The sequence below is a fragment of the Alphaproteobacteria bacterium 33-17 genome, assembly GCA_001897445.1.
Classification (GTDB): Bacteria; Pseudomonadota; Alphaproteobacteria; order Rickettsiales; family 33-17; genus 33-17.
Genome location: MKSX01000009.1, coordinates 90,343 through 111,868, shown reverse-complemented (window position 1 = coordinate 111,868; position 21,526 = coordinate 90,343). Strand labels below are relative to the sequence as shown.

Below are 21,526 nucleotides of genomic sequence, written 5' to 3'. Positions count from 1 at the left end.
GTATAATTATCATAGTTGGGAATGTAATATAGGAGCAACGAATGCTGTGTAGTAAACCTACATAAGTGAGGAAGCGACACATATTACGATAAATAAAAAAAGTCGGAGATTTCCGACCTTTTTTTATAATGCTTTGCGTATAATTATCATATTTGGGAATGTAATACAGGAGCAACGAACGCTGTGTAGTAAACCTACATAAGTGAGGAAGTGACACATATTACGATAAATAAAAAAAGCCGGGAATTCCCGGCTTTTTTTACTACTACATAATAATCTTAGTTTAACAACCATCGATTATTAGACTTCTTCCAAAACTCGTATTTGGTAGATAATTTACAGGAGAATCGGAACGCAGAACCGGAATGTACACAAAGTACATGAGGATTCGAGTACCGAATTGACGCCTAAATTATCAGCAAATGTAGGGTTTTCGGAGAAGTCAGATTAATCGTGGATGAATATCTCTACCCTACGATTTAATCTTTCTTTCACACCGTATGGTGTTGGCACTGCGAGCATGTGTTTACCAAACTCTTGTACTACGAAGATTTCTTGGTCAAGACCTGCATTTACCAGATATTTTTTCACTTCTTCTGCTCTTTTTGCAGATAGTTGATGATTATATTTTTCTGTACCTGTGTTATCTGCATATCCGCTTAGAGTGATTTTTCTATTTGGAATTTTTGCACTTGTTTTAATTACCTGCTCTAGTATTGCAAGTTCTGATGGTGAAATTTTAGAATCATCAAAGTTGAAATATACTGTGTGGTAATGTTTTACATTAAGTGCATCCTGGATTTTTGCATTGATTCTGTAAATGTTATTGATTGAGTCAATAAAGTGGTTTTTACAGTAAGCTATATCCTTGGTTTGCCAGTTTTCTTCCTGTTGTTCCATCCAGCAGTCATAATAAAACTGAGCTTTAGCTGTTTCTCTTGGATAGCTCATTTTATTTGATTCTGTAAGCACATTCATTAAATGCTCACGAGCTGCAGTAAGCTCAACTCTGTTTTCTGGAGTTAAGTGCCATTTACGTGGCTCTTCTGGTAAAACATCCTGACCTTTAGCAGCTTTAATTCCTTTTATTGCAAAACGCTCTGAATCTGGCCAGTCATATTGTTTTGCTTCTGATTCTGAGAAGTATAAATAGTTGCGAGCGAGTTCAGCGTTGAAATCGTCACCTTCAATTTTTGTATTATATTTTAAAACGTTAAGAGATGCGCACCCAACAGAGAGTAACACAACTGCTAAGCTGCCAGCAACTTGTAATTTTCTGATCATAATAAATCTCCTACTATATTTTCGTTTCGGAGAGTTTATAAATAAAATTTCTTATAACTTTAAAAAAATTTATTTTTAAACTCTTTCTTTCCTTATGCAAGCTCGCAAATTTTTATATTTTCAAACCTACATATATAAAATACAGCAAAAAAAACTGCATATTGCAACATAAAAAATAATTATTATTCAAAAATTAAGAGAGCATTATTTTTTTAACAGTTTATAAAGTTGATTTAAATCAATGGCTTATATGGCTAATCATGCAGGAAATCCTTAGACAAATTTGCCTGAATTATAGACTCAATGAGTTCAGGAGTAGCATAATCCAGATCAATTTCATTTAGGTAATGCCCATCTTTGTGAGCGTGTTTGTAATGATCTAAAATCTCGTATAAATGACTATTTATGTCTCTAGCCATAGATTCAAGACTTCTATAGTGAAAAACAGTTGATGCATCAGGAGTCACAGATAAAGATTCACTTTTGGTAGTTTCTTCATTTAAATGATCCAAATCGTTATGAATTGCTTTAAGTTGTTCTTCAACTGAATTAACATTATGCCATTTACCATCTTCTTGAATTTGATTTCCATGCATTTTTTCGTATGATTTATCATAAGTAAGAATTATATTTTTATGTTTAGCCTGCAATTCCTTTATAGTAACATCATCCAGAGATTTAAATTGTCTTTTACCATAATCATATAAATCAAATAATTTAGATCCAAAATTTTGATTAATTAATTTATTGATATCAGGAATGTGGGGATACGTATCTTTTCTATGCTCCCAATCTGGCTTGATATGAATCTTTACAACTTCATCAGGATGCTGATCGATAAAAGTTTTAAATTCCTCTAAAACTTTATCAAGTTTATCAACAGTAAATGTGTGCGTTAGGTAAATTTGACCATCTGCCTTATTATAGGCTACCCTTAAGTCAAAAGCCCTTACGCCGTGCTTAAGTTGATCAGTAATACTTTCTGACTGTGTTGCAGTCCAGTTTTCTACAAGATTGTTGATTCCTGGCATATAATTAAGAGTCTTACTTAAATTTGCAAGCCAACTAGTGTTTTCATGCTCAATAGGGTGCGCCCAGTCAATTTTTACTGATGCGCTATCATGAGTTCCTGGTAATAACAAATGGCTAAATGCCTGCTGTTTAAGCTCATCTGGCAGGTACTTCATCCAGTTTGAATATACATTACTATAAACATCTATTTTTTCAGATAACACCCCTTTTGAAGTATAATAATCTAGATATTCCTGAGCTTTACTAAGCGATTTACCAGTTTGAAAATACTCTATGCCTTCGTTATTAAGGTCATTAATATGATCATGCATAAACTTATTAATAGCTTCTTTCTCACTAGAAGAATAGCTTACAGGCCACCATTTACTTACCTGCTCAACTGCCAGATTACCCGAAGAATCTATATAAAGCTTTCCATAGTTATTATAAGCATTTTCAATAATTGAAAGAAATGCAGTCATAATTATAAATTAAATTAGTTAACATATTAATATTATACCACTTTTTCCATTAAAAATCTACATACTATTAGGTTGCTAATAAAAACAAAATACTACAATATACTGATTAACAATGAATTTTGAGAATTAAATATGCTTAAATATATTCTAATTGCCATACAGATTTTGATATCATCCTTAAGCCATGCTGCTGATTTTAAAGTATTTCCTTTATCTACTGAAATGCAAATAGGTAAACTTCAGCCAATTTTGGATCACGCGCCAACGGGTGCTTTTATTTCTGTGGGAGGGGAAAGAAGTTTCCGTGGAGCGTCTATGGCTAAAAATATAGACTCGCTTATAATAATTGATAAAAGCCCAGAAATTATTAGATTTGCAAAAATAAATAGAAAACTATTAAAAGCTCCAAATAAGGAAAGTTATAAAAAACTTAGATGGGATGCAAATTTTGAAGAATGGCAGAAAATTAGCAAATCACTCACAGAAAGCGATTTTAAGTGGTGGAATGACAATATAAGGAATTTCGACAGAAATAATTCTTATTATGCCCAAGAAATACTTAATACAGGAGGTTATATTCCTCGATGTAATCTAAATGGTCATTTATATGATGGCTTTACTTTTCAGGATATCCTAACTTACAAAAGCGGCAATTATCTTTTTGATGATAGGCTATATAATAAATTGCATTCTCTAGCATCAAACGATGATATTTATGAACTACAAATTGATTTAATTAATAATTCCCATGTTATTGGGATTATTGATATACTAAAGCAACACAATGTTGCCATTTCTGTCTTAGATATTAATAATCTTTATAGCTATACATATTTAGGTCAAGATCAGGTTAATAATCTGATAAATTTGATGTTACCTTTAGGAAAACAAGATTCACGGTTAATTGTAATGAATATAAAAATTGATAAATTTTGCGGCTATCATGATTTACATACATATACAGGCTTTACATTTGAAAATATTCGCAATTGGCCACAGCCACTTAAATTTGAGACTTTCTTTAATAAAATGCCTAAAAAGTGGGAAGATTTAATTGATGGAAAACTTTACATTGGTAAAGAATACCCACCATTACCTGAAGGGTATTATGACGAATAAAATAGTAATTTTAAAAAATGACTGACCACCCCCGGGAAGTCATTTTTTTTCGATATAAAAATGGGGCATAAAATGAAGATATAAATTATTCCCCTCGTTTTTTTCAAAAGCTCGCCCCCTGGTCATAATTTATATAATTTAAAATTTGATTATTTTTACCTATATAACCACTTACTGTTTATAATCTCCAAAACTTTAGCTGGTACAAGGTTTGAGACATCTCCATTTTCAAATATAATCTTTTTTACCTGAGATGAAGATAAATCTGCAAAATTTGTAGTCTTAAAACTTTGTATAATTTTCCTATCGCCTAGTTCTTCACCTACAGCGTCTATATTATCCCCTTCTCTAATACTAACTATAAAAGTCTTAGCTGGAAGCGCCATAAGCCCGCCAATTGTTGCATCTTCGTATCGTTTTGGGATTTTTGTGCCTGACATAAATTTTGAAAGCGCGTCTATATTATCATCCAAAGCAAGCGCTACGTCTGAACCGATTACGCCAATATATTCAGTACCCGGAAACTTAGATATAACCTTATCACCGCCAGATGCAGTCAAAGTTTTTTGTAAGCTAATCGGATTTAAACGAGTTACCAATATTTTAGGGTGGCTCTCAAACACCGAAAAAAGCATATCGAGTCTTATATTTATATCCTGCCTTTTTTTATAATTATCCCCACCCCATGATGGATAAACCAAAGTATAATCACACCAATTTTGATCTAAAACGTAATTTGCAACTTCTACATGACCATTATGCAGAGGGTCAAATGATCCAGGATAAAAACAGATTTTGTGATTTTCAAAAACTTCTGAAAGTTTCCCATCTTTCTCTAAAGCTTCTAATACTATAGCGTTGGCGGTAAATGAGTAAAATAGTGATATAAAAAAAACTAAAGTTTTTAATTTAACTGAGTAATTTAAGGTCATATTGCTTTATATATTGGTCATTTGTTATTAATATTAAATCTTCGCAAATAGCTTGAGAAATCAGCAGTCTATCAAAAGGATCATCATGTATATCTGGTAAATTTTCAATACCTAATGTATGGATCGGGGAAATTGATAGAGTTTCAAATCCACATTCTTCAATAATTTCAATTATATTATCAGGTACTTCAAGTTTCCCTAAAGATTTTTTTATAGTGATTTCCCATGTAGTTACGCTGCTAACAAAAATAATATTGCTCGGGTTGGCTATCACACTTTTAATCTTTTCTGAAAGCTTTTTATTATTATCAATCCACCACAAAAAAATATGCGTATCTATTAGGTAATGCATAAGTACTACCTAAAATTTTTCATAAAACTCTGTGGTAAGTCATCAAAATCTTTGGAGATCTTAATTTCACCCTTACATAAACCTGGAACCCTTGGCTTAAGTGCAGTTGTGTATTTTGTAATTTTTACCATAGGCTTACCTGCCTTACATATCACAACTTCTTCTTCTTGATTATAAACTTTTTCAATAAGTTTTGATAAATGAGTTTTAGCTTCATGAATATTTGTTATATACATAATAATACATATTAAAATTTGACTACTACTTAGTTTAGCTTAGTTTAGTCCAAAAGTCAAATATTAAGGGAATTTAGGAAATGTCATTAGTAATAGAAATAGACGAAGTTATCGACGAAGAAGTTCTAAAAACCATAAAAAATGGCATTAAAACTTATAATGAAAATTACTTTGGAAAGTATAGTTTTAGAAATTTTCTTATATATGCAACGCTTAATGAAGATGAAATTATAGGTGGAATTTATGGTAGCATAATGGCTGACTACGCCAAAGTTGATATGCTATGGGTGGATGAAAAACATAGAAAACACAAAGTTGGTACTCAGCTAATGACTGTTTTAGAGGAATATGCAAAGCAAAAAAGCTGCAAATATATTCAGCTGGATACTTTTGAATTTCAGGCAAAGCCTTTTTATGAAAAGTTAGGCTTCAAATGCATAGGCACTATTCCCAAATGGATTAAAAACTACGACTGCCACTTTATGAGAAAGGAGATATAAATGGATTATCCAAAAATTATTCAAAATCTATATGATGAAAAATATAATGACGCAGAAGTGATTTTTTGGGGAGGCTCATTATCAAAAGGTATGGGAACTGACAAATCTGACCTAGATTTAGTTATAGTATATAAAAACCTTACTAATGCATTTAGAGAATCTTATATTTATGAAGGTATTAGAATCGAGACTTTTGTTCATAATATAAAATCTATTGAATATTTCTTTAATGAAAACCGTGATACAACCCGCTCTCCTGGATTAATTTCACTTATAAAAGATGCCGTTGAAATACCTAAGGGAACAAAATTATCATATTCAATTAAAGCATTAGCTAATGAATATTATACAAAAGGTCCAAAACCACTTACAAAAGATGAACTAGATAAACTAAGATATTTTATTACAGATATTTTAGATGATATTATGTCGCCGTATAGCAATCATGAACAAATGGCATCTTGTATAAAACTTTATAATGTCCTTGCTGATTTTTACTTTTCATCCCAAAATAAATGGACATCAAGTGGTAAATATATAGCTAAGTATTTAGAGAATGAAAATCCCTTATTAGCTACTGAATTTTATGAAAGTTTCCAACTTGTCTTTAATAAAGGAGATACCAATAAACTAGAAATATTAGTAACAAACTTATTAGAACCGTATGGCGGGCTAATATGGGAAGGTTTTAAATCATTTGCGAAAATAAAGGCAGAAAATGAGAGATAAATTTTTAAAAGTTTTAAATAATAGTGGTTTTATAGCTAAAATTATTAATCCATATATGTCTGAGTTATTGCAGAAATTTATTGATAAATTTGATGACTTTTTTATCAAATGCGAGGGAATTAAAGGATGTGCAGAAAATATTTTAGAGGCTTTACCTACGAATAAAAAATTAGAAGATAAAATTTGTATTGCTACTTTTGAAAATGAAAATATCACATCTTTCATTGACTTAATTCTTGAATATCCCGAAAAAGACACAATAACCATTGGGTACTTATTAGTTAATCCTGAAATGAGAGGCAAAAATATTGGGTCCACTATAGTAAAATTACTTAACGAGTGTGCAATAGCAGAAAATTATTTTAGACTCAGATGTATAGTTCAAGAAAATAATCAAAATGCTTTAAACTTTTGGCAAAAAAATGGATTTCGTATTGAATTAGAAAATACAAATGCCTTGAACATTAAAGAATTTGTATTAGAAAGGGATTTAATTTAACTAAAAAGGTACATTATGAAATCTATTATATTACCATTAATTATTGGAACAGTTTTATCTAGCTGCGCTACCAATCAATCTTCATTATCATCAAATACGCTTCAAACAATATCTCACTCACATCAAAAAGAATATTCTATACTACAAGACCTGAACGTTTTTGTTACAGGCGGAAGTACTGGTATTGGTAGAGAGACTGTAATCCAATATGCCAAACAAGGGGCAAAGGTCGCATTCACATACAATAAAAACAAGGAAGCTGCAGATCAGGTGGTCAAAATTGCAAATGAATTAGGTGTAAAAGCTATTGCAATACAATCAGATTTTGCAAAACTTGATCAAAAAGCAGCATTCGAACTATATGATCAAGTAACTAAAGCTCTTGGTCATATAAATATTCTTGTTAATAATGCTGGAATTGTAGTTTTGTCTGATCCTTTAAAAATAACCAAAGACCTGGTTGATCAACAACTGAATATCAATACATGGGTTCCTATTTACTTAATGCAGGCTCATATAAAATCTGCTTTAAATCATAATAATACTAATCACAAAAAATATTTCCATCGCATAGTAAATGTAGGATCAATTTGCTCACAAATATATACAGAAAATGTTTCTCTCTATGAAGCTAGTAAATCTACATTGCTGACATTTACGAATAACTTTGCATTACAATATGCGAAAAATGGAATTGAAATATTTACAGTTTCACCTGGTCTTACAGCTACCGAAATTAACAGAATCCAAAGAGAAAATGACCCATCAGCATGGAAAGCTAGAACTTTAAAAAACCCTAGCAGAACAGCTTATGAAGCAACTCATGTTGCACAGGAAATCGTTCATAGCTCTACTATGGTAGGTCTATCCGCGACCAACAGAATTGTAGCAAGTGGCGGTCAGCATTATAGCCATTCTTATGATTATAAACTTAGAAAATAATAATATGATAAAAGGTATAAACCATATAACTTTAGCGGTAACCGATATTGCAAGGTCTTTTGCATTCTATAAAGATATATTAGGTCTTAAGCCTTTAGTAAAATGGGATCAAGGCGCATATTTTATGGTTGGAGATATATGGTTTTGCTTAAATGTAGATGAAAATAGAGTACCAAACAGTTGTTACACACATTATGCTTTTACGGTAGCTCAAGAAGACTTTGAGAAACTAAGCGAAAAGATTACAAAGCATGCACAAATTTTCAAAAATAATACGTCACCTGGTGAATCATTATACTTCTTAGATCCAGATGGACACAAACTTGAAATTCATGTAGGTAATGTAAAAAGCAGAATTAGAGCAAAAAAACAAAACTTAGGAAGCTGGCAAAATGTCGAGTGGTTTGTATAGCATATTATAATATAGGTAATTGAGTACCAACGTTGCCTTAAATTTTAATAAGTGCTAGAGTATAATTCAGTTCTTTTAATGGAGGATATATGGACTTTCAGTTACCCTATGCAAGCATGACTTTTGCTCTTATAGTTTTAGGTATTGTTTTGGGTGGTCTGTTTATAGTTAAACAACAAACAGTCGCCATTGTTGCCAGATTTGGTAAATTTGCGCGAGTAGCATATCCTGGCTTAAGGTTTAAAATCCCTTTAATTGAAACCGTAGAAAGCTATTTAAGCCTAAGAATTCAGCAGCTTAATGTTCAGGTCGAAACTAAAACTAAAGATAACGTTTTTATCAAGATTATTGTATCAGTACAATTTGAAGTTATTCAGGGAAGAATATATGAGGCTTACTATAAACTTACAAATCCATCGGCGCAAATTGAGGCATTTGTTTTTGACGTTGTTAGGGCAAAAATTCCTAACATAGATCTTGATGATGTTTTTTCCAAGAAAGATGAAATTGCAAGTAACGTCAAGCAAGAGCTTTACGAAACTATGGCAGCATTAGGTTATAATTTAATTAAGGCATTAGTTACTGATATTCAGCCAAATGAAAATGTAAAAAATGCTATGAATGAGATCAATACAGCACAGCGCCTGAGGATCGCAGCGCAAGAAAAAGCTGAGGCTGAAAAAATCATGATTGTAAAGCAAGCTGAAGCAGAAACCGAGGCAAATATTCTTCAGGGTAAAGGTATATCAGGTCAGCGAAAAGCTATCATCGAAGGGCTTGGTCAGTCAGTTGAAGAAATTCAAAAAAATTACCCACATTTAAGTGGCGATAATATCATGAAAATGATTCTTACCATTCAATATTTTGATATGCTAAAAGAGGTTGGTGCTCATTCTAAAAGCAACACAGTATTTGTTGGGCATTCTCCAGATAATGTAAATGACATTACCAGACAAATTACTGAGATTTTATTTGCAGCAAAAAATATTAAAGATTAAAACAATAATTGTAAAATTATATATAATATTAGGATAATTTTAGGATAATATCCTGAAATTATCCTAATAACCTTTTTAATGCCATGCTATTGCTAATAAATACATAAATTATTTACTTAATTCCAATATATATATCCATTACTACTGACTCTGGGTTATGACTTCTTTCGTCGTATACTTCAAAATCGGCAAGATAATTGCGTTTTCCGCCCAGTTCTTCATCTGTCATATTCCATATTGCTTTCCAGGCATCTATTATAACTTTTGGCATTAGGTCAGGACCTACCGTAAACTTCATATATTTTTGGGCTGGAATGGTATGAGTTATATAATGCCCATCCTGATCTTCAAAACTGTCTACTTTTTCACCTATAATATACGTATATTCGCCCGTATGATTACTTTCATAGTCCGCATATAAACTAATGGTAACGCCAGGATTTAAGCGGTGACTTAGCTTTTCGGCAACGCTATCGAATAAGTATTCTTCTGCTACTTTTGGAATTTTAGCGGTCTCTATGCTGATCTCGTTAAGATTACTGGTTCTGGCACTTAAACCTACTACCCTTATTTCTGATAGCTCTACTATTTCTCTTTGCATTTATATCCTCTTGTAAAATAAAGAAATATTACATCATGATATTTCATTGATTACCAGCGAAAAACGCCAAAGCGTTTATTCACTTAAAAATGGGTGCTAAGTTCAAAAACAGTTCACTGGACTGTTTTTGAACTTCCCCCCGCTCACCCATTTTTAACCTTATAAACTTTACAGACAATTAGTTTTTATTTGTCAAATCGCCTTCAAATCGCTTGCCACAGTAAACTCTACCGCTGTTTTTGACTTGATTTCATCTACGCTTACGCCATTACATATAGCTATCATATGCATTGGTTTATTTGCTTCTTTTTTATAAATATCAAAGACGCCAAGGTCAGTAACCACGCGGTCAACTACCTGCTTACCTGTAAGTGGGAACTCACATTTTTTAAGTATCTTAGGTGAGCCGTCTTTTGCAACATGCTCCATCATAACTACAACGCGCTTAACGCCAGCAACTAAGTCCATTGCTCCACCCATTCCTTTCAGCATTTTGCCAGGAATAGTCCAGTTAGCAAGATCACCAGAATCTGATACCTGAAGCGCACCTAATATGCTAAGGTCAATGTGACCACCTCTAATCATAGCAAATGAATCAGCACTGCTAAAATAACTGGAATAAGGAAGTTCTGTAATAGTCTGCTTACCCGCATTAATAAGGTCGGGATCAACTCCAGAATCAAGGGGAAATGGTCCCATACCAAGCATACCGTTTTCACTTTGCAGGGTTACATGCATACCGTTTGGGATAAAATTTGACACATTTGTTGGCATACCAATACCAAGGTTCATATAAATACCATCTCTCATCTCTAAATTTGCGGTAATTTCGCTCATTTTTTCAGGTGTCCAAGGCATAATTAGCTCTCCTTACTGTCTTACTGTTCTTTTTTCAATGCGCTTTTCGTAATTTTTGCCGACAAAAAGTCTATGTACAAAAACCGAAGGAGTATGAATTTGATCGGCATTTAACTGACCATTTTCAACAATTTCCTCTACCTCAATTACCGTAACTTTTGCAGCAGTAGCCATAACAGGGTTAAAATTTCTAGCCGTCTTTTTATAAATAACGTTACCTGCTTTATCAGCTTTCCAGGCTTTAATTATTGCTATATCTGCCCTAAGACCGGTTTCCATTACATAATCTTCACCGTTAAAAGAACGTACTTCTTTGCCATCTGCAACCATAGTACCTACGCCAGTTTTGGTATAAAAAGCTGGAATACCTGCCCCACCTGCCCTGATTCTTTCGGCAAGCGTACCTTGCGGATTCAGCTCAACCTCTAGCTCGCCTGATAAAAACTGCTTTTCAAAAATTTTATTTTCCCCAACGTAAGATGAGATCATTTTCTTAATTTGGCGTGTCTGAAGTAAAATACCAAGACCAAAATCGTCAACCCCGCAGTTATTACTTATCACGGTAAGCCCTTTAACCCCTGATTCTCTTATAAAATTGATACAATTTTCAGGAATTCCGCATAGCCCAAAACCACCCGCCATGATTGTTAAATCATCCTTTAGAACATCTTGTAATGCTGATTTAGCATCATTATATATCTTTACCATACAGATCAAACCCTTAAGATTGAAGATTTTAATTGAATATTAATTTTTTAATATTAAACTATAAGTTATAGTATGTAGTATTTTTTCAATTATACGATATAAATGGCTATGTCAATGTAATAAATTAAGGTACTGAAAATTAAAGGATTATATCATGTCATTGATTGCAGATCTAGAACAGCTTAAATCTAATGCTTCTCCTAAGGTTAAGCAGCAAATTACTGAAAAGATTACCAATTATCTTGATTGTAACGCATTTAATGATACTGAAAAGAAGATTGCGCTAGATATTCTTGATATTATTGTAAAAGATGCCGATAAAGAAATCAGAAAAATTGTTGCCAAAAACCTTAAAGGTTATGCTGACCTATCCAGAAACGTATCATTAAACCTGGCAAATGACATAGATGATGAAGTTACCCTACCTATTATTGAGTTTTCGACCGTACTTTTTGAAGAAGATATCATTCATATAGTAGAAAGTACCAAAAAATTATCCCGCTTAGTAGCAGTTTCTAAAAGACAAAACCTGCCTGAAATTATTAGCGAAAAGATTGTTGACAGAGGCATTGAAGAAGTTACAAGCTCATTAATTCATAATAAAACCGCTAAAATTAATGATAAAAGCTTTAATAAAATTATTAAGCAATATCAGGAGTCTGGCGAAATTATGTCGGCTTTAGTTGATCGTGGCGGTCTATCTCCTGTAACTATTGAAAAGCTTGTTTCTGTAGTTTCAGATGAAATGAAGCGCAAGCTTATTAACGAGTATAAATTACCATCTGATCTAGCTATTGATATTACAAATTCCTCACAGGAAGAAGTGATTTCTAAAAATTTCTCTATTACTGCTAACAAAGCTCATGCAAAAGAGCTTATCGACCATCTGTATGGTAACGGAAAGCTTAGTCATTCTATTATTCTTCGTGCTCTTTGCAAAGGTGACGTCATGTTTTTTGCCTTAGCACTTGGAAAGCTTGCAAAAATTCCTGAGCAATTTGCTGAAAACATGGTATTTAATGAAGGTGCTACTAGTCTTGCGGCACTTTATAAAAAAGCAGATATGCCTAAAGGTTGCTTTGAGGCTGTCAACATTTTGCTAAGAATCATTATGAAAATAATCGAAGCTCATCCAAATCTTAGTCAAAAAGATTTCTCACGTGAGCTTATGCAAAAGATTATTGATAGTGAATATGATAAGAAAATTAATATGATGAGTCACTTTTTAATGATGATATCAAATCAACTCAATTCCTAACAAAACATTAATTCTTCATTGACTATTACCATTTTTTAAAATATAGTCCCTCAGCTTTTCTAATAAAATCAGAGGGTTATTATGCTGCATGCAAAATTCTTATTACTTGATTATAATACTCTAGAAAATGAGAACAGGTGTATTGAGTTATTAAAAAACAGCCCAATCTACATGTACTCATATGAAGAAGATAAGTTTATTAATTTTCGTTCAGCCGAACATGCCTACCAGTACTTTAAAGTTATTAATAGCCAAATACCAAAGACATATAAACAAGCATTAATAAAAAGCATTTTTACCAAAGGTATTGGTGAACTTAAAAATATTATTACTCATTATGAAAATGAATTAAAGTATTATAATCAGGAATGGGAAGTCCACCATAATACTATTTGTGCAAATGTTATGGCAGCTGCATGCACCCAGCATCCTAATATTTTTATTAGCATTTTAAATAACCCCGAACGGTTTAACTCCCAATATTTACTGGGTCACCTGCTTAACCAAACTAAAGATTCTTTCTTAGCAGAAATTGAGAATAATACCTCCATAAAAGTTTATGCTGGCTTTAAAAAAACTAAAGAACCGATTATATTAAACAAGTCACTTTCAAATGAACCACTTACAGCTATTTCATCAGCATCAGATGGCAGTATAAAAATTAAAGAGAATGTTCACTTTCAAAAAGTTCGTTTTTTAGCAGAATGTTTAAACTTTGAAAAAGAATTTAGCAATAATTGCTTTAATATTAAAGTAGCCGATTATGACCTGAATTCCAGAAAAATAGTAATATCAGCTAAATCAGGCAGTTTTAAAGTTCATAAAAATGAGATTTTAAGTAAAATCTTAGAAATTTCGCCTGATCTTAATAGTCATAGTATAAGCCTGAAAAAGGATAGAACCAATATTACTTTTAATTTAAAAGAAAATGCATATCCCTCAGATATTATAAGTTATATAAGCAAAAACTTTAACTTTAAAAAGAAGGATTATGCAGCCTATACATACAATAAATCTTATAATTTCAGAAACGCTTTCACAGGAGTGATAACTGCAATTGGTATTATTTGTGGTTTTAAGGCTAACCTTCATTATAGCTCAAGAATATTACTTGGTCTCTGCTTTTATGCACTCAGTAAAATATTATCTGGGGTTGCTATAGAAGTGCATTCTGACCATTTAAATTTCAGATCTTTTAAGCTTTGTCTAAAAGATGTTATAGGCAAAGGTCACGACCAAACCACCAATGATTATAACAAGAATTTAATCAAAAATGATGAAAAGCCTATATTTTATAACTATATGAAAGATAATAAGAAAAAATGGCGAGCATGTATTGTTAAAAATGAAGGAAATTTATTAACACCACGCGCAAATACTTAAAAAAATAATATATATTTACAAAATGTTAAAAATACGGCAGTTTATCTCATCATAATTCAAACAGATAATTTACCATGGAAACAGTATCTAATAACATAGAAGCTATTGATAAACCTAACCTTTTTGACAAAATAGTTATTGATTCTATTGAAAAAATAGACGCAAATTCAAAGGCTAAATTTAAAACTGAAAAAGCTTCAACTCCTATGATTTATCAAGCTATAATCAATCTTCTGCACTATAAATGTAAAATTGATTTGCCACCTGAGCTTAAGATATATGTAGATGATGGTAAAAAATATTATAAAATCGGCAATAGTTACGACTATTATAATGACTCTAGCAATTTTGAATGTGGCACTATGTATTTGTCTTATGGCAAAGAAAGTTTAGCAAGCCCGGATCTGGAAAGTGTTAACAATAAGCTTTATATAGAAACACTTATAAGGAGTGCTGCAAACACCGCTTTAGAAAAAGAAATAGTTAAAATTAGCAGCAAGTATAAACTCAGTGATGCTGATCAAAAGGACATAAAAGATTTACTTAAAAATCTATTTGAAGATGGGCTTTATGAAGGTGGTGATAACATTACTAAAATTTCTCAGGAAATTAGGAGCCTGATACTTCACAACAGGCTTGAAAAATATATAGCTAAAGACATGCTTGAAGAAAATTTTGATGCATTAAACAATGCAGTGATTAATAACGATAAAGATTTGATGAAATCTATACTATCGGAAATGGGCGTGTCTGAAAAATACAAACAGTCTTTACTTAAAAACTTTGGGAAATTTATTGAAACTACCGAAAACTCAGAGCAAATTATGGCAAGAATCGAAGATCTTGTTAAATCAGAACTTCATTCCGAGATTGCTAGCGAAATCAGAATATTTAATGACATTAAAGAAATAGAATTTTGCGGATATGAAAATGTCTGGCGCGGCCTTGATTTACCGTCCAACTTTGATATTAATATTTTATTTGAACAAAACCACAGACCACCTAAAGGATATGGAAGCTATTTGGACTACCATGTTATGAGCCCGTATACAGGAAATATTACAGGTGATTACAATGCCACAACTTCTACCTCATGGGACTTGGAAGTTGCAATCAGCTTTGCTGTAAATAATCCGTATACTTATCACAATAATAAAAAAGCATATGTATTAGATATACGCCCAAAAAGCGGCGAGCATGCTGTTTTTATGGCAAATTATAATATCTTAACGGGCATATATGAAAGAGAAATATCATTTGAACATATAGATATTCATAATATTTATGGTGCATATGAAATAGAGACAAACAATAGTAGGTATTTAGTAAAAGATTTTATTGCTAATCCCCATTATATTAAAAGACCTATGGATGACTTAGTTGGCGATATTGAAGTTGGCGATCAGCTTTACCTAAACCCTATTACGCAGGCTACAACTATTTTGCGTGATGGCAAGAGAATACCATATGACCCTATCAAAGACTGGGTACTTAATATGTATGAAGAACTTGAAGAGTATATGTCTGGAAATATTTCCAGGATTGAGTATGATTTGTATGAACCAAAAGATATTGAAACACATATATTAGAACAAATTCATACAAATTTATATAGTTAAAACTATGGGAAAAGAGCAAATACAAAAATTTTCTTTAGAAATTGTTGAGCAATCACAATCTACTACTGAAGAAATTTTAACTGAAATCAAATCATTATTAGATTATGCAAACAAGTATTTAGATGAAGTTAAATATCAAAATATGCGAGAATTAAGGTACAATGAATTATATGATGTTCAATATGCTTTAAATAATTTTTACGAGTCTAAATCTGAGTCTGAGTCTGAGTCTGAGTCTGAGTCTGAGTCTGAAACTAAATTTTACTATTCTTCTGATATGTTTGCAATTTTTTTTCATGCTGCAAAAGGTAAAAATGAAGTGATTCCAGCGTTAGAATATTTCCTCGATCGCGAAGATTTAGGGAGTACTTTTGGCAAATGGTGCCTTGATCTTTTAGACTATATGGTAGAGAGAACGGCCTTAAAAAGCTACTACGACCTATGGGAAAAAAGCATGATATTTGAACCCACTATAGAGTGTTTAGGTATTTTAGACTCAGACCTTAAGTGTTTTTTTAAAATACTTAAATCGTTAGAAGAAAATGAACATATAACACTTCCTGAATATGGCAAAAATTTACGTAACTTTGGTAATGAAGTTTACAAAGTTTATTTTAGCTATTTTCCGTATATAAATGATCAAGTTTATATCAAGGCATTATTTCAGGATCCTTATTTATATAATATAGCTATAAGTACAATTTTAGATACTATTGACCCCGTTTTATTAATTGCTGCATCAATTTACTGGGAAGAACAGGGATTAATAGAAGCAAAAAATATTTTGAGAAATAAAGATATTTATAGTAAAAGCACCACTGAATATTCTTTGTTTGATTTGAAAGACTTTATGGAAGATTTATCTTCAGGAGCAAAATCTCAGGATAATGACCCCAACCAGTTATTTTGGATGAATATCATCGATGTGTTAAGCGAACTTATTAATGAAAACAAAATTTCTAAAAATTACTTATCACTGGCTATAGATAAAATTAAAGAAAATAACAATCAAATGACCTTACAAAATTCTACAGGTTTCCGCAGTAAAATAGAAGCACCTAATAGTGATTTCTATTCAGATATTATAAGGTCATTTAAAGCATTTAAAATTGGATCACCAAAACTTTAGTAATTGTAATCTGCAAGCTCTTCAGGCATTTTATAGTCTTCTAAATTAATCTGACACCAAAATTCACCTTTCTCACAATGAGTACCTTGTGGCTTGTCACATTGAGTGTTTTCAAATCTTGGATCTTTAGTACCACACCAATTTGGACCTTTTTTAATTTCTTTAGTATTTTCTTCTGACATAATTATACCTAATTCAAAATTTAGGATATTATAGCATAAATAGTTAATTAATTCAATTTTATTTACATTAAGTAAAGATTATTCAGTTATTTCAGACCTTTACGATAAACCCTTACATTTTTAATATGATCTGCAAGGTTTGTTGCAAAATTATGACCACCGTTATTGTTACTTACAAAGTAGAAGTAAGGCGTTTTCGCAGGATTTGCAGCAGCAAGCAAGGATGCTTCGCCTGGGTTACATATAGGAGTAGGAGGAAGACCTTTTACAGTGTATGTATTATAAGGAGAGGTTATTTTAAGGTCTTTGGAAGTAAGTAGCCTGCCCATATTGGTTTTGCCTTCTGTTATGGCGTATATTACAGTAGGATCCGCCTGAAGGGGCATGCCAACTTTCAGCCTGTTATTGTATACGCTTGCTACTTTATACCTCTCATAATGCTCTTTTGCCTCTTTTTCAACGATAGACGCAAGAGTTACTAATTCTTGCGGGCTTTTTATATTTAAATCAGGGCTTTTTGCTTCCCATAATTTAGCAATTAACTTGTTATGATTTTTATTCATTCTTCTGATAAATTCTTCTTTAGTCTCACCATAAACAAAATCATATGTTTCGGGTAATAACTCGCCTTCTTTGTAGCTTGCCTTTATAGCGCCTGTTAACTTTGGTTCATTACTTATAATTTGATAAATCTCATAGTTAGTAAGACCTTCAGGTATTGTAAGAAAATGCAGCACAACTTTTCCGTCTTTAATTTTCCTAAAAGCGGATATTGTTGATTCTTTTCCTGAAAATTCGTATTCGCCAGATTTTAAACTTTTACCTAATATTCTGTATAAATAAAACATTGCATATGAATGGATTTTTGATCTGACAACATTATTTTCATGAAGAATATTAATAATCTCAGAGCTGCTTGTACCTTTGGGAATAATAATAGTTTTAGGATAGTGTTTATAAGGAATAAAGAAAAATGATAGAAAAAGTATTTTTAATAATATCCCAATTGTAATAATAGCTTTTTTGTGTTTAATCATGATTATTGATCCTGCATTTTACATCCGCAGATATCTTCGGAAAACTTTTTTTGATTTGCAAGCTCAATTGTAATATCACGAGCTTTAATTGGATTCATTTCAGCAAGAATCGGGGCTGATTTTGCTTCCTTCATTCTTGCTATAACAGTAAGCAAAGTACTCATGTCTAGCTCTTCAAAAATTCTGGCTGCTTCTTTTGGCTTCATATTTGAGTAAATTTTAACTAAACTATCTATTTTTTCCTGTTGCTCTGTTTTATAAGTATTGAGCATGCTTCTAATATCCTCACGAAGCTTTTTAATCTCAGCTACTTTTTCATTCATCCTACGCTCTGATACTATAATGATATTTTCTTTATCAGTAATTGTTTTTTCCCTTTCCTCAAGGTCTTTTCTACGCTGTTTTAACCTTGAAAACATTTCATAGTCAGCAGCTGTACATTTATTATTAGGGTCAAGAGCTAACGAGTCTTCAGGTGCAGTATCACTGACTTTATATCTGGAAGGGTCAGTAATTGGCTTTTTCTTTGGTTTATAGTCTTTATCTTTTCCTTTAGATGAATTAGATGTATCATGCTCTGATTTCTTTTCGCCACCACCTTCATTAGCATGCGCCATGTTGCTTGCTTCTAAAGCCTGAATTAAAGACTCCATTTTATCAAATACATTATCAAAATTTGTAACTGATATAAATTTTAAAAGTGATGCACATAGTATTAAAACTATCAAAAAAGGAAGTAATCGCATATGAAAATGATAAACAAATTGTTATTTATCAACATATTAAATGATTTAATAAAAATTACAAATTTTTTTATAATAAGATTGGCTTTAAAAAATTATAGATTGCTTCAAGGTATTTTCATACCTTTCTTAATGACGTCACCGAAACTTTGAACCTCTGCAGCAATGACCGTATAGAAATATTTATCAAGATTAAAACAATAGCCTGCCACATGATGTTTTGCACCATTTGCAATGAGAATGACTTATCTTGTTAAATAAAAGATTACTGAGATTTTTTAGCAACTAAAAATATTATAGCAACAATAGCAATTGCAAGACCTTGCAAAACTACACGCATTGTCATAAGTTTATTACTATATTTCTGATTGATTTTACCACCTCTAGCCATAAGCACTATTCCTGCTATTAAAGCTATTAATGTAAGTAACATTGCAACGAAGAGAACTAAAGGGAGTAGAGACATAAGTCTACCTATGTAGTCATTTAAAAAGTGGAGCGGGTAAAGAGATTCGAACTCTCGACATCAACCTTGGCAAGGTTGCGCTCTACCCCTGAGCTATACCCGCGTCTACATGTGATTTTTATAACCTATATTTTATATTTTGCAAGCATTTATTTGAATAAAAATGCATTTTTTTTGCAAAAACATCTGACAACAAATTAAAAGTTAATTTAATAATAAAAAAAAGCGCCATAAAAAATTAAGGCGCTTTTTTGTATAACTAAATTAAATAACATATTAGATTTAGCTATATACTAGGAAATAATACAATAATTACTAATATTTTGTTTACTGTATTATAGTTTTGTAGTTTGATTTGATTAAAGGAGCGACAAACGAAGTGTACAAAACTAGTACATGAGTTTGGAAGCGACGCCTAAACTAATCAAAATCCAAATACTATAATTATGCAACTACGCTTGACCATGGTAACGGATCACCATTAGAGTCATTAACCATTGAACCGTCTTCATATTCAGCAGCAATAAAGTTTGATGTTTCACTGATGAATTTAACAGGTTTTACTTTTTTACCGTTATAGAATACTTCTTTTGCCTTTTCACGATTACTTGGATCGTTCTTACTTGCTGTTTTAGCTTTACCCATGATTATACCTTAATTAAAATTTTGAGGGGATATTACCCTTTTTTATGTAAAGTTTCAAGAAAAAAGTTTACCAATTCCTGATTTCATTAGCGATTTAGGATCCATCTTACCAAATTGCTTCATAACCTTACGCATTTGCTCATATTGATTAAGCAGGCGGTTAACTTCCTGAACGTTTCTTCCCGCTCCAATTGCAATACGTTTTCTTCGTGAGCCGTTCATGAGGTTTGGGTTACTCCGCTCCTCTTCTGTCATAGAATTGATAATCGCTAGCTGCCAGTCAAAAACTTTTTCATTTACGTTCATTTCGCCTATTTTGTCTTTAATTTGCTTCATGCCTGGCATAAAACTCATAATAGATCCAAGACCGCCCATACGCTTCATTTGTTTAATTTGGCTTGCAAGGTCGTTAAGGTCAAAATTACCCTTCATCACCCTTTTAGCAACTTTCTCAGCCTCAGCATGATCAAGCTGACTTGCTGCTTTCTCAACAAAAGATACGATATCGCCCATTCCTAAAATACGGGATGCTAGTCTGTCTGGGTGAAAAACCTCAAACTCGTTAATTTTCTCACCAGTTGCTAAGAATTTTATAGGAACTTCAGTAATTTTTCTTATGCTTAATGCCGCCCCACCTCTTGCGTCACCATCTATTCTTGTAAGAATAACACTTGTCAGACCAACTTTATCAGAAAATTCTTTAGCAATATTTACAGCATCCTGACCTGTCATGCTGTCAGCAACTAAAATTGTTTCGCTTGGGCGCAATATTCCTTTAATATCAATAACTTCCTGAATTAATTCTTCATCTGTATGAAGTCTTCCCGCTGTATCAAATATAAGTATATCATACCCTTTATGCTCTGCTTCTTTTAAAGCTCTTTTAGCAATATCAAGCGGCTTTTCATCAGAAATAATACTAAGTGAATCTAACTGATGCTGATCCGCTAGCTTTTTAAGCTGCTCGCGCGCTGCCGGTCTATAAATGTCTGAAGATGCTAGTAAAATCTTTTTGTTTTGCTTAGACTTAAGGAAAAATGCAAGCTTTGCAGCAGATGTGGTTTTACCCGCACCCTGAAGCCCTACAAATAAGAATGAAGACGGAATGCCACTATATTTTAGGTCATAAGACTCTGCGCCTAATGCCTCTAAAATCAGATCATTCATGATTTTAATGATCATCTGAACAGGCGATACATTGCTTATTACTTTTTCACCAATGGCGCGCTCTTTAAGCTGGTCGATAATAGACTTTACTACCGGAAGGGCAACATCCGCCTCAAGAAGCGCAATACGGATTTCCCTTGCAGCCTGATTAAGATCATCTTCGGTAATTAAACCTTTACGCTTTAATTTATTGAAAACTGAAGATAATTTATCACTTAGACTCTCAAACATCCT

The 21,526-nt window shown here is 32.2% G+C and carries 25 protein-coding genes and 1 tRNA gene; 11 read left to right on the top strand and 15 right to left on the bottom strand.

The genetic code is table 11. From position 1 onward, the window contains the following. Positions 1–447: 447 nt before the first annotated feature. Together BGO27_04300 and BGO27_04295 are read right to left on the bottom strand one after the other, a co-directional pair. Positions 448–1,284 carry a hypothetical protein gene (locus tag BGO27_04300; GenBank protein OJV16049.1) on the bottom strand — a complete coding sequence of 279 codons (837 nt, stop codon included), beginning with the start codon at positions 1,282–1,284 and terminating at the stop codon, positions 448–450. A gap of 254 nt (positions 1,285–1,538) precedes the next feature. Further along, a complete protein-coding gene (locus BGO27_04295) occupies positions 1,539–2,777 on the bottom strand; it encodes a hypothetical protein (protein ID OJV16048.1) in 1,239 nt (412 codons plus the stop codon). A gap of 132 nt (positions 2,778–2,909) precedes the next feature. Here BGO27_04295 and BGO27_04290 point away from each other — a divergent pair, with 132 nt between their 5' ends. After that, positions 2,910–3,896, top strand: coding sequence for a hypothetical protein (locus BGO27_04290; GenBank protein ID OJV16047.1), 987 nt, complete (start codon positions 2,910–2,912; stop codon positions 3,894–3,896). A 155-nt stretch (positions 3,897–4,051) separates the two neighbouring features. Here BGO27_04290 and BGO27_04285 read toward each other — a convergent pair whose 3' ends face one another. Genes BGO27_04285 through BGO27_04275 form a run of 3 tightly spaced genes read right to left on the bottom strand, consistent with a single transcriptional unit; the run spans position 4,052 to position 5,416 of the window. Continuing rightward, positions 4,052–4,828 (bottom strand): hypothetical protein, encoded by a 777-nt coding sequence (locus BGO27_04285; GenBank protein ID OJV16046.1) that lies wholly within the window; start codon positions 4,826–4,828, stop codon positions 4,052–4,054. After that, entirely contained in the window at positions 4,806–5,180 is a 375-nt protein-coding gene (locus tag BGO27_04280) for a twitching motility protein PilT (protein OJV16045.1), read from the bottom strand. Before BGO27_04280 ends, BGO27_04285 begins: the two co-directional genes overlap by 23 nt. A 5-nt stretch (positions 5,181–5,185) precedes the next feature. After that, a complete protein-coding gene (locus BGO27_04275; GenBank protein OJV16044.1) occupies positions 5,186–5,416 on the bottom strand; it encodes a hypothetical protein in 231 nt (76 codons plus the stop codon). Between the two features lie 80 nt (positions 5,417–5,496). Here BGO27_04275 and BGO27_04270 point away from each other — a divergent pair, with 80 nt between their 5' ends. The 6 genes from BGO27_04270 to BGO27_04245 all read left to right on the top strand — a co-directional run bounded on the left by BGO27_04270 (position 5,497) and on the right by BGO27_04245 (position 9,496). Further along, positions 5,497–5,916, top strand: a complete 420-nt coding sequence (locus tag BGO27_04270) for a hypothetical protein (protein ID OJV16043.1) — start codon at positions 5,497–5,499, stop codon at positions 5,914–5,916. Beyond that, entirely contained in the window at positions 5,917–6,645 is a 729-nt protein-coding gene (locus BGO27_04265) for a hypothetical protein (protein OJV16042.1), read from the top strand. Continuing rightward, a complete protein-coding gene (locus BGO27_04260; protein ID OJV16041.1) occupies positions 6,635–7,144 on the top strand; it encodes a hypothetical protein in 510 nt (169 codons plus the stop codon). The genes BGO27_04265 and BGO27_04260 overlap by 11 nt, the downstream gene beginning before the upstream one ends. A 15-nt stretch (positions 7,145–7,159) precedes the next feature. Next, entirely contained in the window at positions 7,160–8,086 is a 927-nt protein-coding gene (locus BGO27_04255) for a hypothetical protein (GenBank protein OJV16040.1), read from the top strand. 4 nt (positions 8,087–8,090) lie between these two features. After that, positions 8,091–8,498 (top strand): glutathione transferase, encoded by a 408-nt coding sequence (locus tag BGO27_04250; protein OJV16078.1) that lies wholly within the window; start codon positions 8,091–8,093, stop codon positions 8,496–8,498. A gap of 116 nt (positions 8,499–8,614) precedes the next feature. Then, a complete protein-coding gene (locus BGO27_04245; GenBank protein ID OJV16077.1) occupies positions 8,615–9,496 on the top strand; it encodes an SPFH domain-containing protein in 882 nt (293 codons plus the stop codon). A gap of 112 nt (positions 9,497–9,608) precedes the next feature. On the opposite strand, the gene BGO27_04240 is transcribed toward BGO27_04245, so the two are convergent. From BGO27_04240 to BGO27_04230, 3 genes are all read right to left on the bottom strand, one after another. Further along, complete coding sequence (locus BGO27_04240; GenBank protein ID OJV16039.1) at positions 9,609–10,097, bottom strand: AraC family transcriptional regulator; 489 nt, start codon at positions 10,095–10,097, stop codon at positions 9,609–9,611. 192 nt (positions 10,098–10,289) lie between these two features. Further along, entirely contained in the window at positions 10,290–10,955 is a 666-nt protein-coding gene (locus BGO27_04235) for a succinyl-CoA--3-ketoacid-CoA transferase (protein ID OJV16038.1), read from the bottom strand. A 12-nt stretch (positions 10,956–10,967) separates the two neighbouring features. Continuing rightward, the gene (locus tag BGO27_04230; protein OJV16037.1) at positions 10,968–11,663 is read right to left on the bottom strand and encodes a succinyl-CoA--3-ketoacid-CoA transferase; all 696 of its coding nucleotides are present in this window, start codon (positions 11,661–11,663) and stop codon (positions 10,968–10,970) included. A 154-nt stretch (positions 11,664–11,817) separates the two neighbouring features. On the opposite strand from BGO27_04230, the gene BGO27_04225 reads away from it, so the two are divergent. The 4 genes from BGO27_04225 to BGO27_04210 all read left to right on the top strand — a co-directional run bounded on the left by BGO27_04225 (position 11,818) and on the right by BGO27_04210 (position 17,052). After that, complete coding sequence (locus BGO27_04225; GenBank protein ID OJV16036.1) at positions 11,818–12,921, top strand: hypothetical protein; 1,104 nt, start codon at positions 11,818–11,820, stop codon at positions 12,919–12,921. An 81-nt stretch (positions 12,922–13,002) separates the two neighbouring features. Further along, complete coding sequence (locus BGO27_04220) at positions 13,003–14,304, top strand: hypothetical protein (protein ID OJV16035.1); 1,302 nt, start codon at positions 13,003–13,005, stop codon at positions 14,302–14,304. A 74-nt stretch (positions 14,305–14,378) separates the two neighbouring features. Beyond that, positions 14,379–15,923 carry a hypothetical protein gene (locus tag BGO27_04215; protein ID OJV16034.1) on the top strand — a complete coding sequence of 515 codons (1,545 nt, stop codon included), beginning with the start codon at positions 14,379–14,381 and terminating at the stop codon, positions 15,921–15,923. Positions 15,924–15,927: 4 nt separating this feature from the next. Beyond that, positions 15,928–17,052 carry a hypothetical protein gene (locus BGO27_04210; protein ID OJV16033.1) on the top strand — a complete coding sequence of 375 codons (1,125 nt, stop codon included), beginning with the start codon at positions 15,928–15,930 and terminating at the stop codon, positions 17,050–17,052. On the opposite strand, the gene BGO27_04205 is transcribed toward BGO27_04210, so the two are convergent. The 7 genes from BGO27_04205 to BGO27_04175 all read right to left on the bottom strand — a co-directional run bounded on the left by BGO27_04205 (position 17,049) and on the right by BGO27_04175 (position 21,523). Beyond that, the gene (locus tag BGO27_04205) at positions 17,049–17,234 is read right to left on the bottom strand and encodes a hypothetical protein (GenBank protein OJV16032.1); all 186 of its coding nucleotides are present in this window, start codon (positions 17,232–17,234) and stop codon (positions 17,049–17,051) included. The two genes, BGO27_04210 and BGO27_04205, sit on opposite strands and share 4 nt — an antisense overlap. An 86-nt stretch (positions 17,235–17,320) precedes the next feature. Continuing rightward, complete coding sequence (locus BGO27_04200; protein ID OJV16031.1) at positions 17,321–18,271, bottom strand: hypothetical protein; 951 nt, start codon at positions 18,269–18,271, stop codon at positions 17,321–17,323. 2 nt (positions 18,272–18,273) lie between these two features. Beyond that, complete coding sequence (locus tag BGO27_04195; GenBank protein OJV16030.1) at positions 18,274–18,999, bottom strand: hypothetical protein; 726 nt, start codon at positions 18,997–18,999, stop codon at positions 18,274–18,276. A gap of 280 nt (positions 19,000–19,279) precedes the next feature. After that, positions 19,280–19,480: a hypoxia-induced family protein gene (locus BGO27_04190; protein OJV16029.1), complete on the bottom strand. Its 201-nt coding sequence runs from the start codon at positions 19,478–19,480 to the stop codon at positions 19,280–19,282. 28 nt (positions 19,481–19,508) lie between these two features. Then, positions 19,509–19,583 (bottom strand) — tRNA-Gly (locus BGO27_04185). Positions 19,584–19,924: 341 nt separating this feature from the next. Next, a complete protein-coding gene (locus tag BGO27_04180) occupies positions 19,925–20,125 on the bottom strand; it encodes a hypothetical protein (GenBank protein OJV16028.1) in 201 nt (66 codons plus the stop codon). Positions 20,126–20,179: 54 nt separating this feature from the next. Beyond that, positions 20,180–21,523 carry a signal recognition particle protein gene (locus tag BGO27_04175; protein ID OJV16027.1) on the bottom strand — a complete coding sequence of 448 codons (1,344 nt, stop codon included), beginning with the start codon at positions 21,521–21,523 and terminating at the stop codon, positions 20,180–20,182. Positions 21,524–21,526: the final 3 nt, after the last annotated feature.

What these genes read in the sequence shown, in the direction of transcription:
- BGO27_04300 (OJV16049.1), bottom strand. Translation starts at nt 1,284, where the DNA reads ATGATCAGAAAATTACAAGTTGCTGGCAGCTTAGCAGTTGTGTTACTC.
- BGO27_04295 (OJV16048.1), bottom strand. Translation starts at nt 2,777, where the DNA reads ATGACTGCATTTCTTTCAATTATTGAAAATGCTTATAATAACTATGGA.
- BGO27_04290 (OJV16047.1), top strand. Translation starts at nt 2,910, where the DNA reads ATGCTTAAATATATTCTAATTGCCATACAGATTTTGATATCATCCTTA.
- BGO27_04285 (OJV16046.1), bottom strand. Translation starts at nt 4,828, where the DNA reads ATGACCTTAAATTACTCAGTTAAATTAAAAACTTTAGTTTTTTTTATA.
- BGO27_04280 (OJV16045.1), bottom strand. Translation starts at nt 5,180, where the DNA reads ATGCATTACCTAATAGATACGCATATTTTTTTGTGGTGGATTGATAAT.
- BGO27_04275 (OJV16044.1), bottom strand. Translation starts at nt 5,416, where the DNA reads ATGTATATAACAAATATTCATGAAGCTAAAACTCATTTATCAAAACTT.
- BGO27_04270 (OJV16043.1), top strand. Translation starts at nt 5,497, where the DNA reads ATGTCATTAGTAATAGAAATAGACGAAGTTATCGACGAAGAAGTTCTA.
- BGO27_04265 (OJV16042.1), top strand. Translation starts at nt 5,917, where the DNA reads ATGGATTATCCAAAAATTATTCAAAATCTATATGATGAAAAATATAAT.
- BGO27_04260 (OJV16041.1), top strand. Translation starts at nt 6,635, where the DNA reads ATGAGAGATAAATTTTTAAAAGTTTTAAATAATAGTGGTTTTATAGCT.
- BGO27_04255 (OJV16040.1), top strand. Translation starts at nt 7,160, where the DNA reads ATGAAATCTATTATATTACCATTAATTATTGGAACAGTTTTATCTAGC.
- BGO27_04250 (OJV16078.1), top strand. Translation starts at nt 8,091, where the DNA reads ATGATAAAAGGTATAAACCATATAACTTTAGCGGTAACCGATATTGCA.
- BGO27_04245 (OJV16077.1), top strand. Translation starts at nt 8,615, where the DNA reads ATGACTTTTGCTCTTATAGTTTTAGGTATTGTTTTGGGTGGTCTGTTT.
- BGO27_04240 (OJV16039.1), bottom strand. Translation starts at nt 10,097, where the DNA reads ATGCAAAGAGAAATAGTAGAGCTATCAGAAATAAGGGTAGTAGGTTTA.
- BGO27_04235 (OJV16038.1), bottom strand. Translation starts at nt 10,955, where the DNA reads ATGCCTTGGACACCTGAAAAAATGAGCGAAATTACCGCAAATTTAGAG.
- BGO27_04230 (OJV16037.1), bottom strand. Translation starts at nt 11,663, where the DNA reads ATGGTAAAGATATATAATGATGCTAAATCAGCATTACAAGATGTTCTA.
- BGO27_04225 (OJV16036.1), top strand. Translation starts at nt 11,818, where the DNA reads ATGTCATTGATTGCAGATCTAGAACAGCTTAAATCTAATGCTTCTCCT.
- BGO27_04220 (OJV16035.1), top strand. Translation starts at nt 13,003, where the DNA reads ATGCTGCATGCAAAATTCTTATTACTTGATTATAATACTCTAGAAAAT.
- BGO27_04215 (OJV16034.1), top strand. Translation starts at nt 14,379, where the DNA reads ATGGAAACAGTATCTAATAACATAGAAGCTATTGATAAACCTAACCTT.
- BGO27_04210 (OJV16033.1), top strand. Translation starts at nt 15,928, where the DNA reads ATGGGAAAAGAGCAAATACAAAAATTTTCTTTAGAAATTGTTGAGCAA.
- BGO27_04205 (OJV16032.1), bottom strand. Translation starts at nt 17,234, where the DNA reads ATGTCAGAAGAAAATACTAAAGAAATTAAAAAAGGTCCAAATTGGTGT.
- BGO27_04200 (OJV16031.1), bottom strand. Translation starts at nt 18,271, where the DNA reads ATGATTAAACACAAAAAAGCTATTATTACAATTGGGATATTATTAAAA.
- BGO27_04190 (OJV16029.1), bottom strand. Translation starts at nt 19,480, where the DNA reads ATGTCTCTACTCCCTTTAGTTCTCTTCGTTGCAATGTTACTTACATTA.
- BGO27_04180 (OJV16028.1), bottom strand. Translation starts at nt 20,125, where the DNA reads ATGGGTAAAGCTAAAACAGCAAGTAAGAACGATCCAAGTAATCGTGAA.
- BGO27_04175 (OJV16027.1), bottom strand. Translation starts at nt 21,523, where the DNA reads ATGTTTGAGAGTCTAAGTGATAAATTATCTTCAGTTTTCAATAAATTA.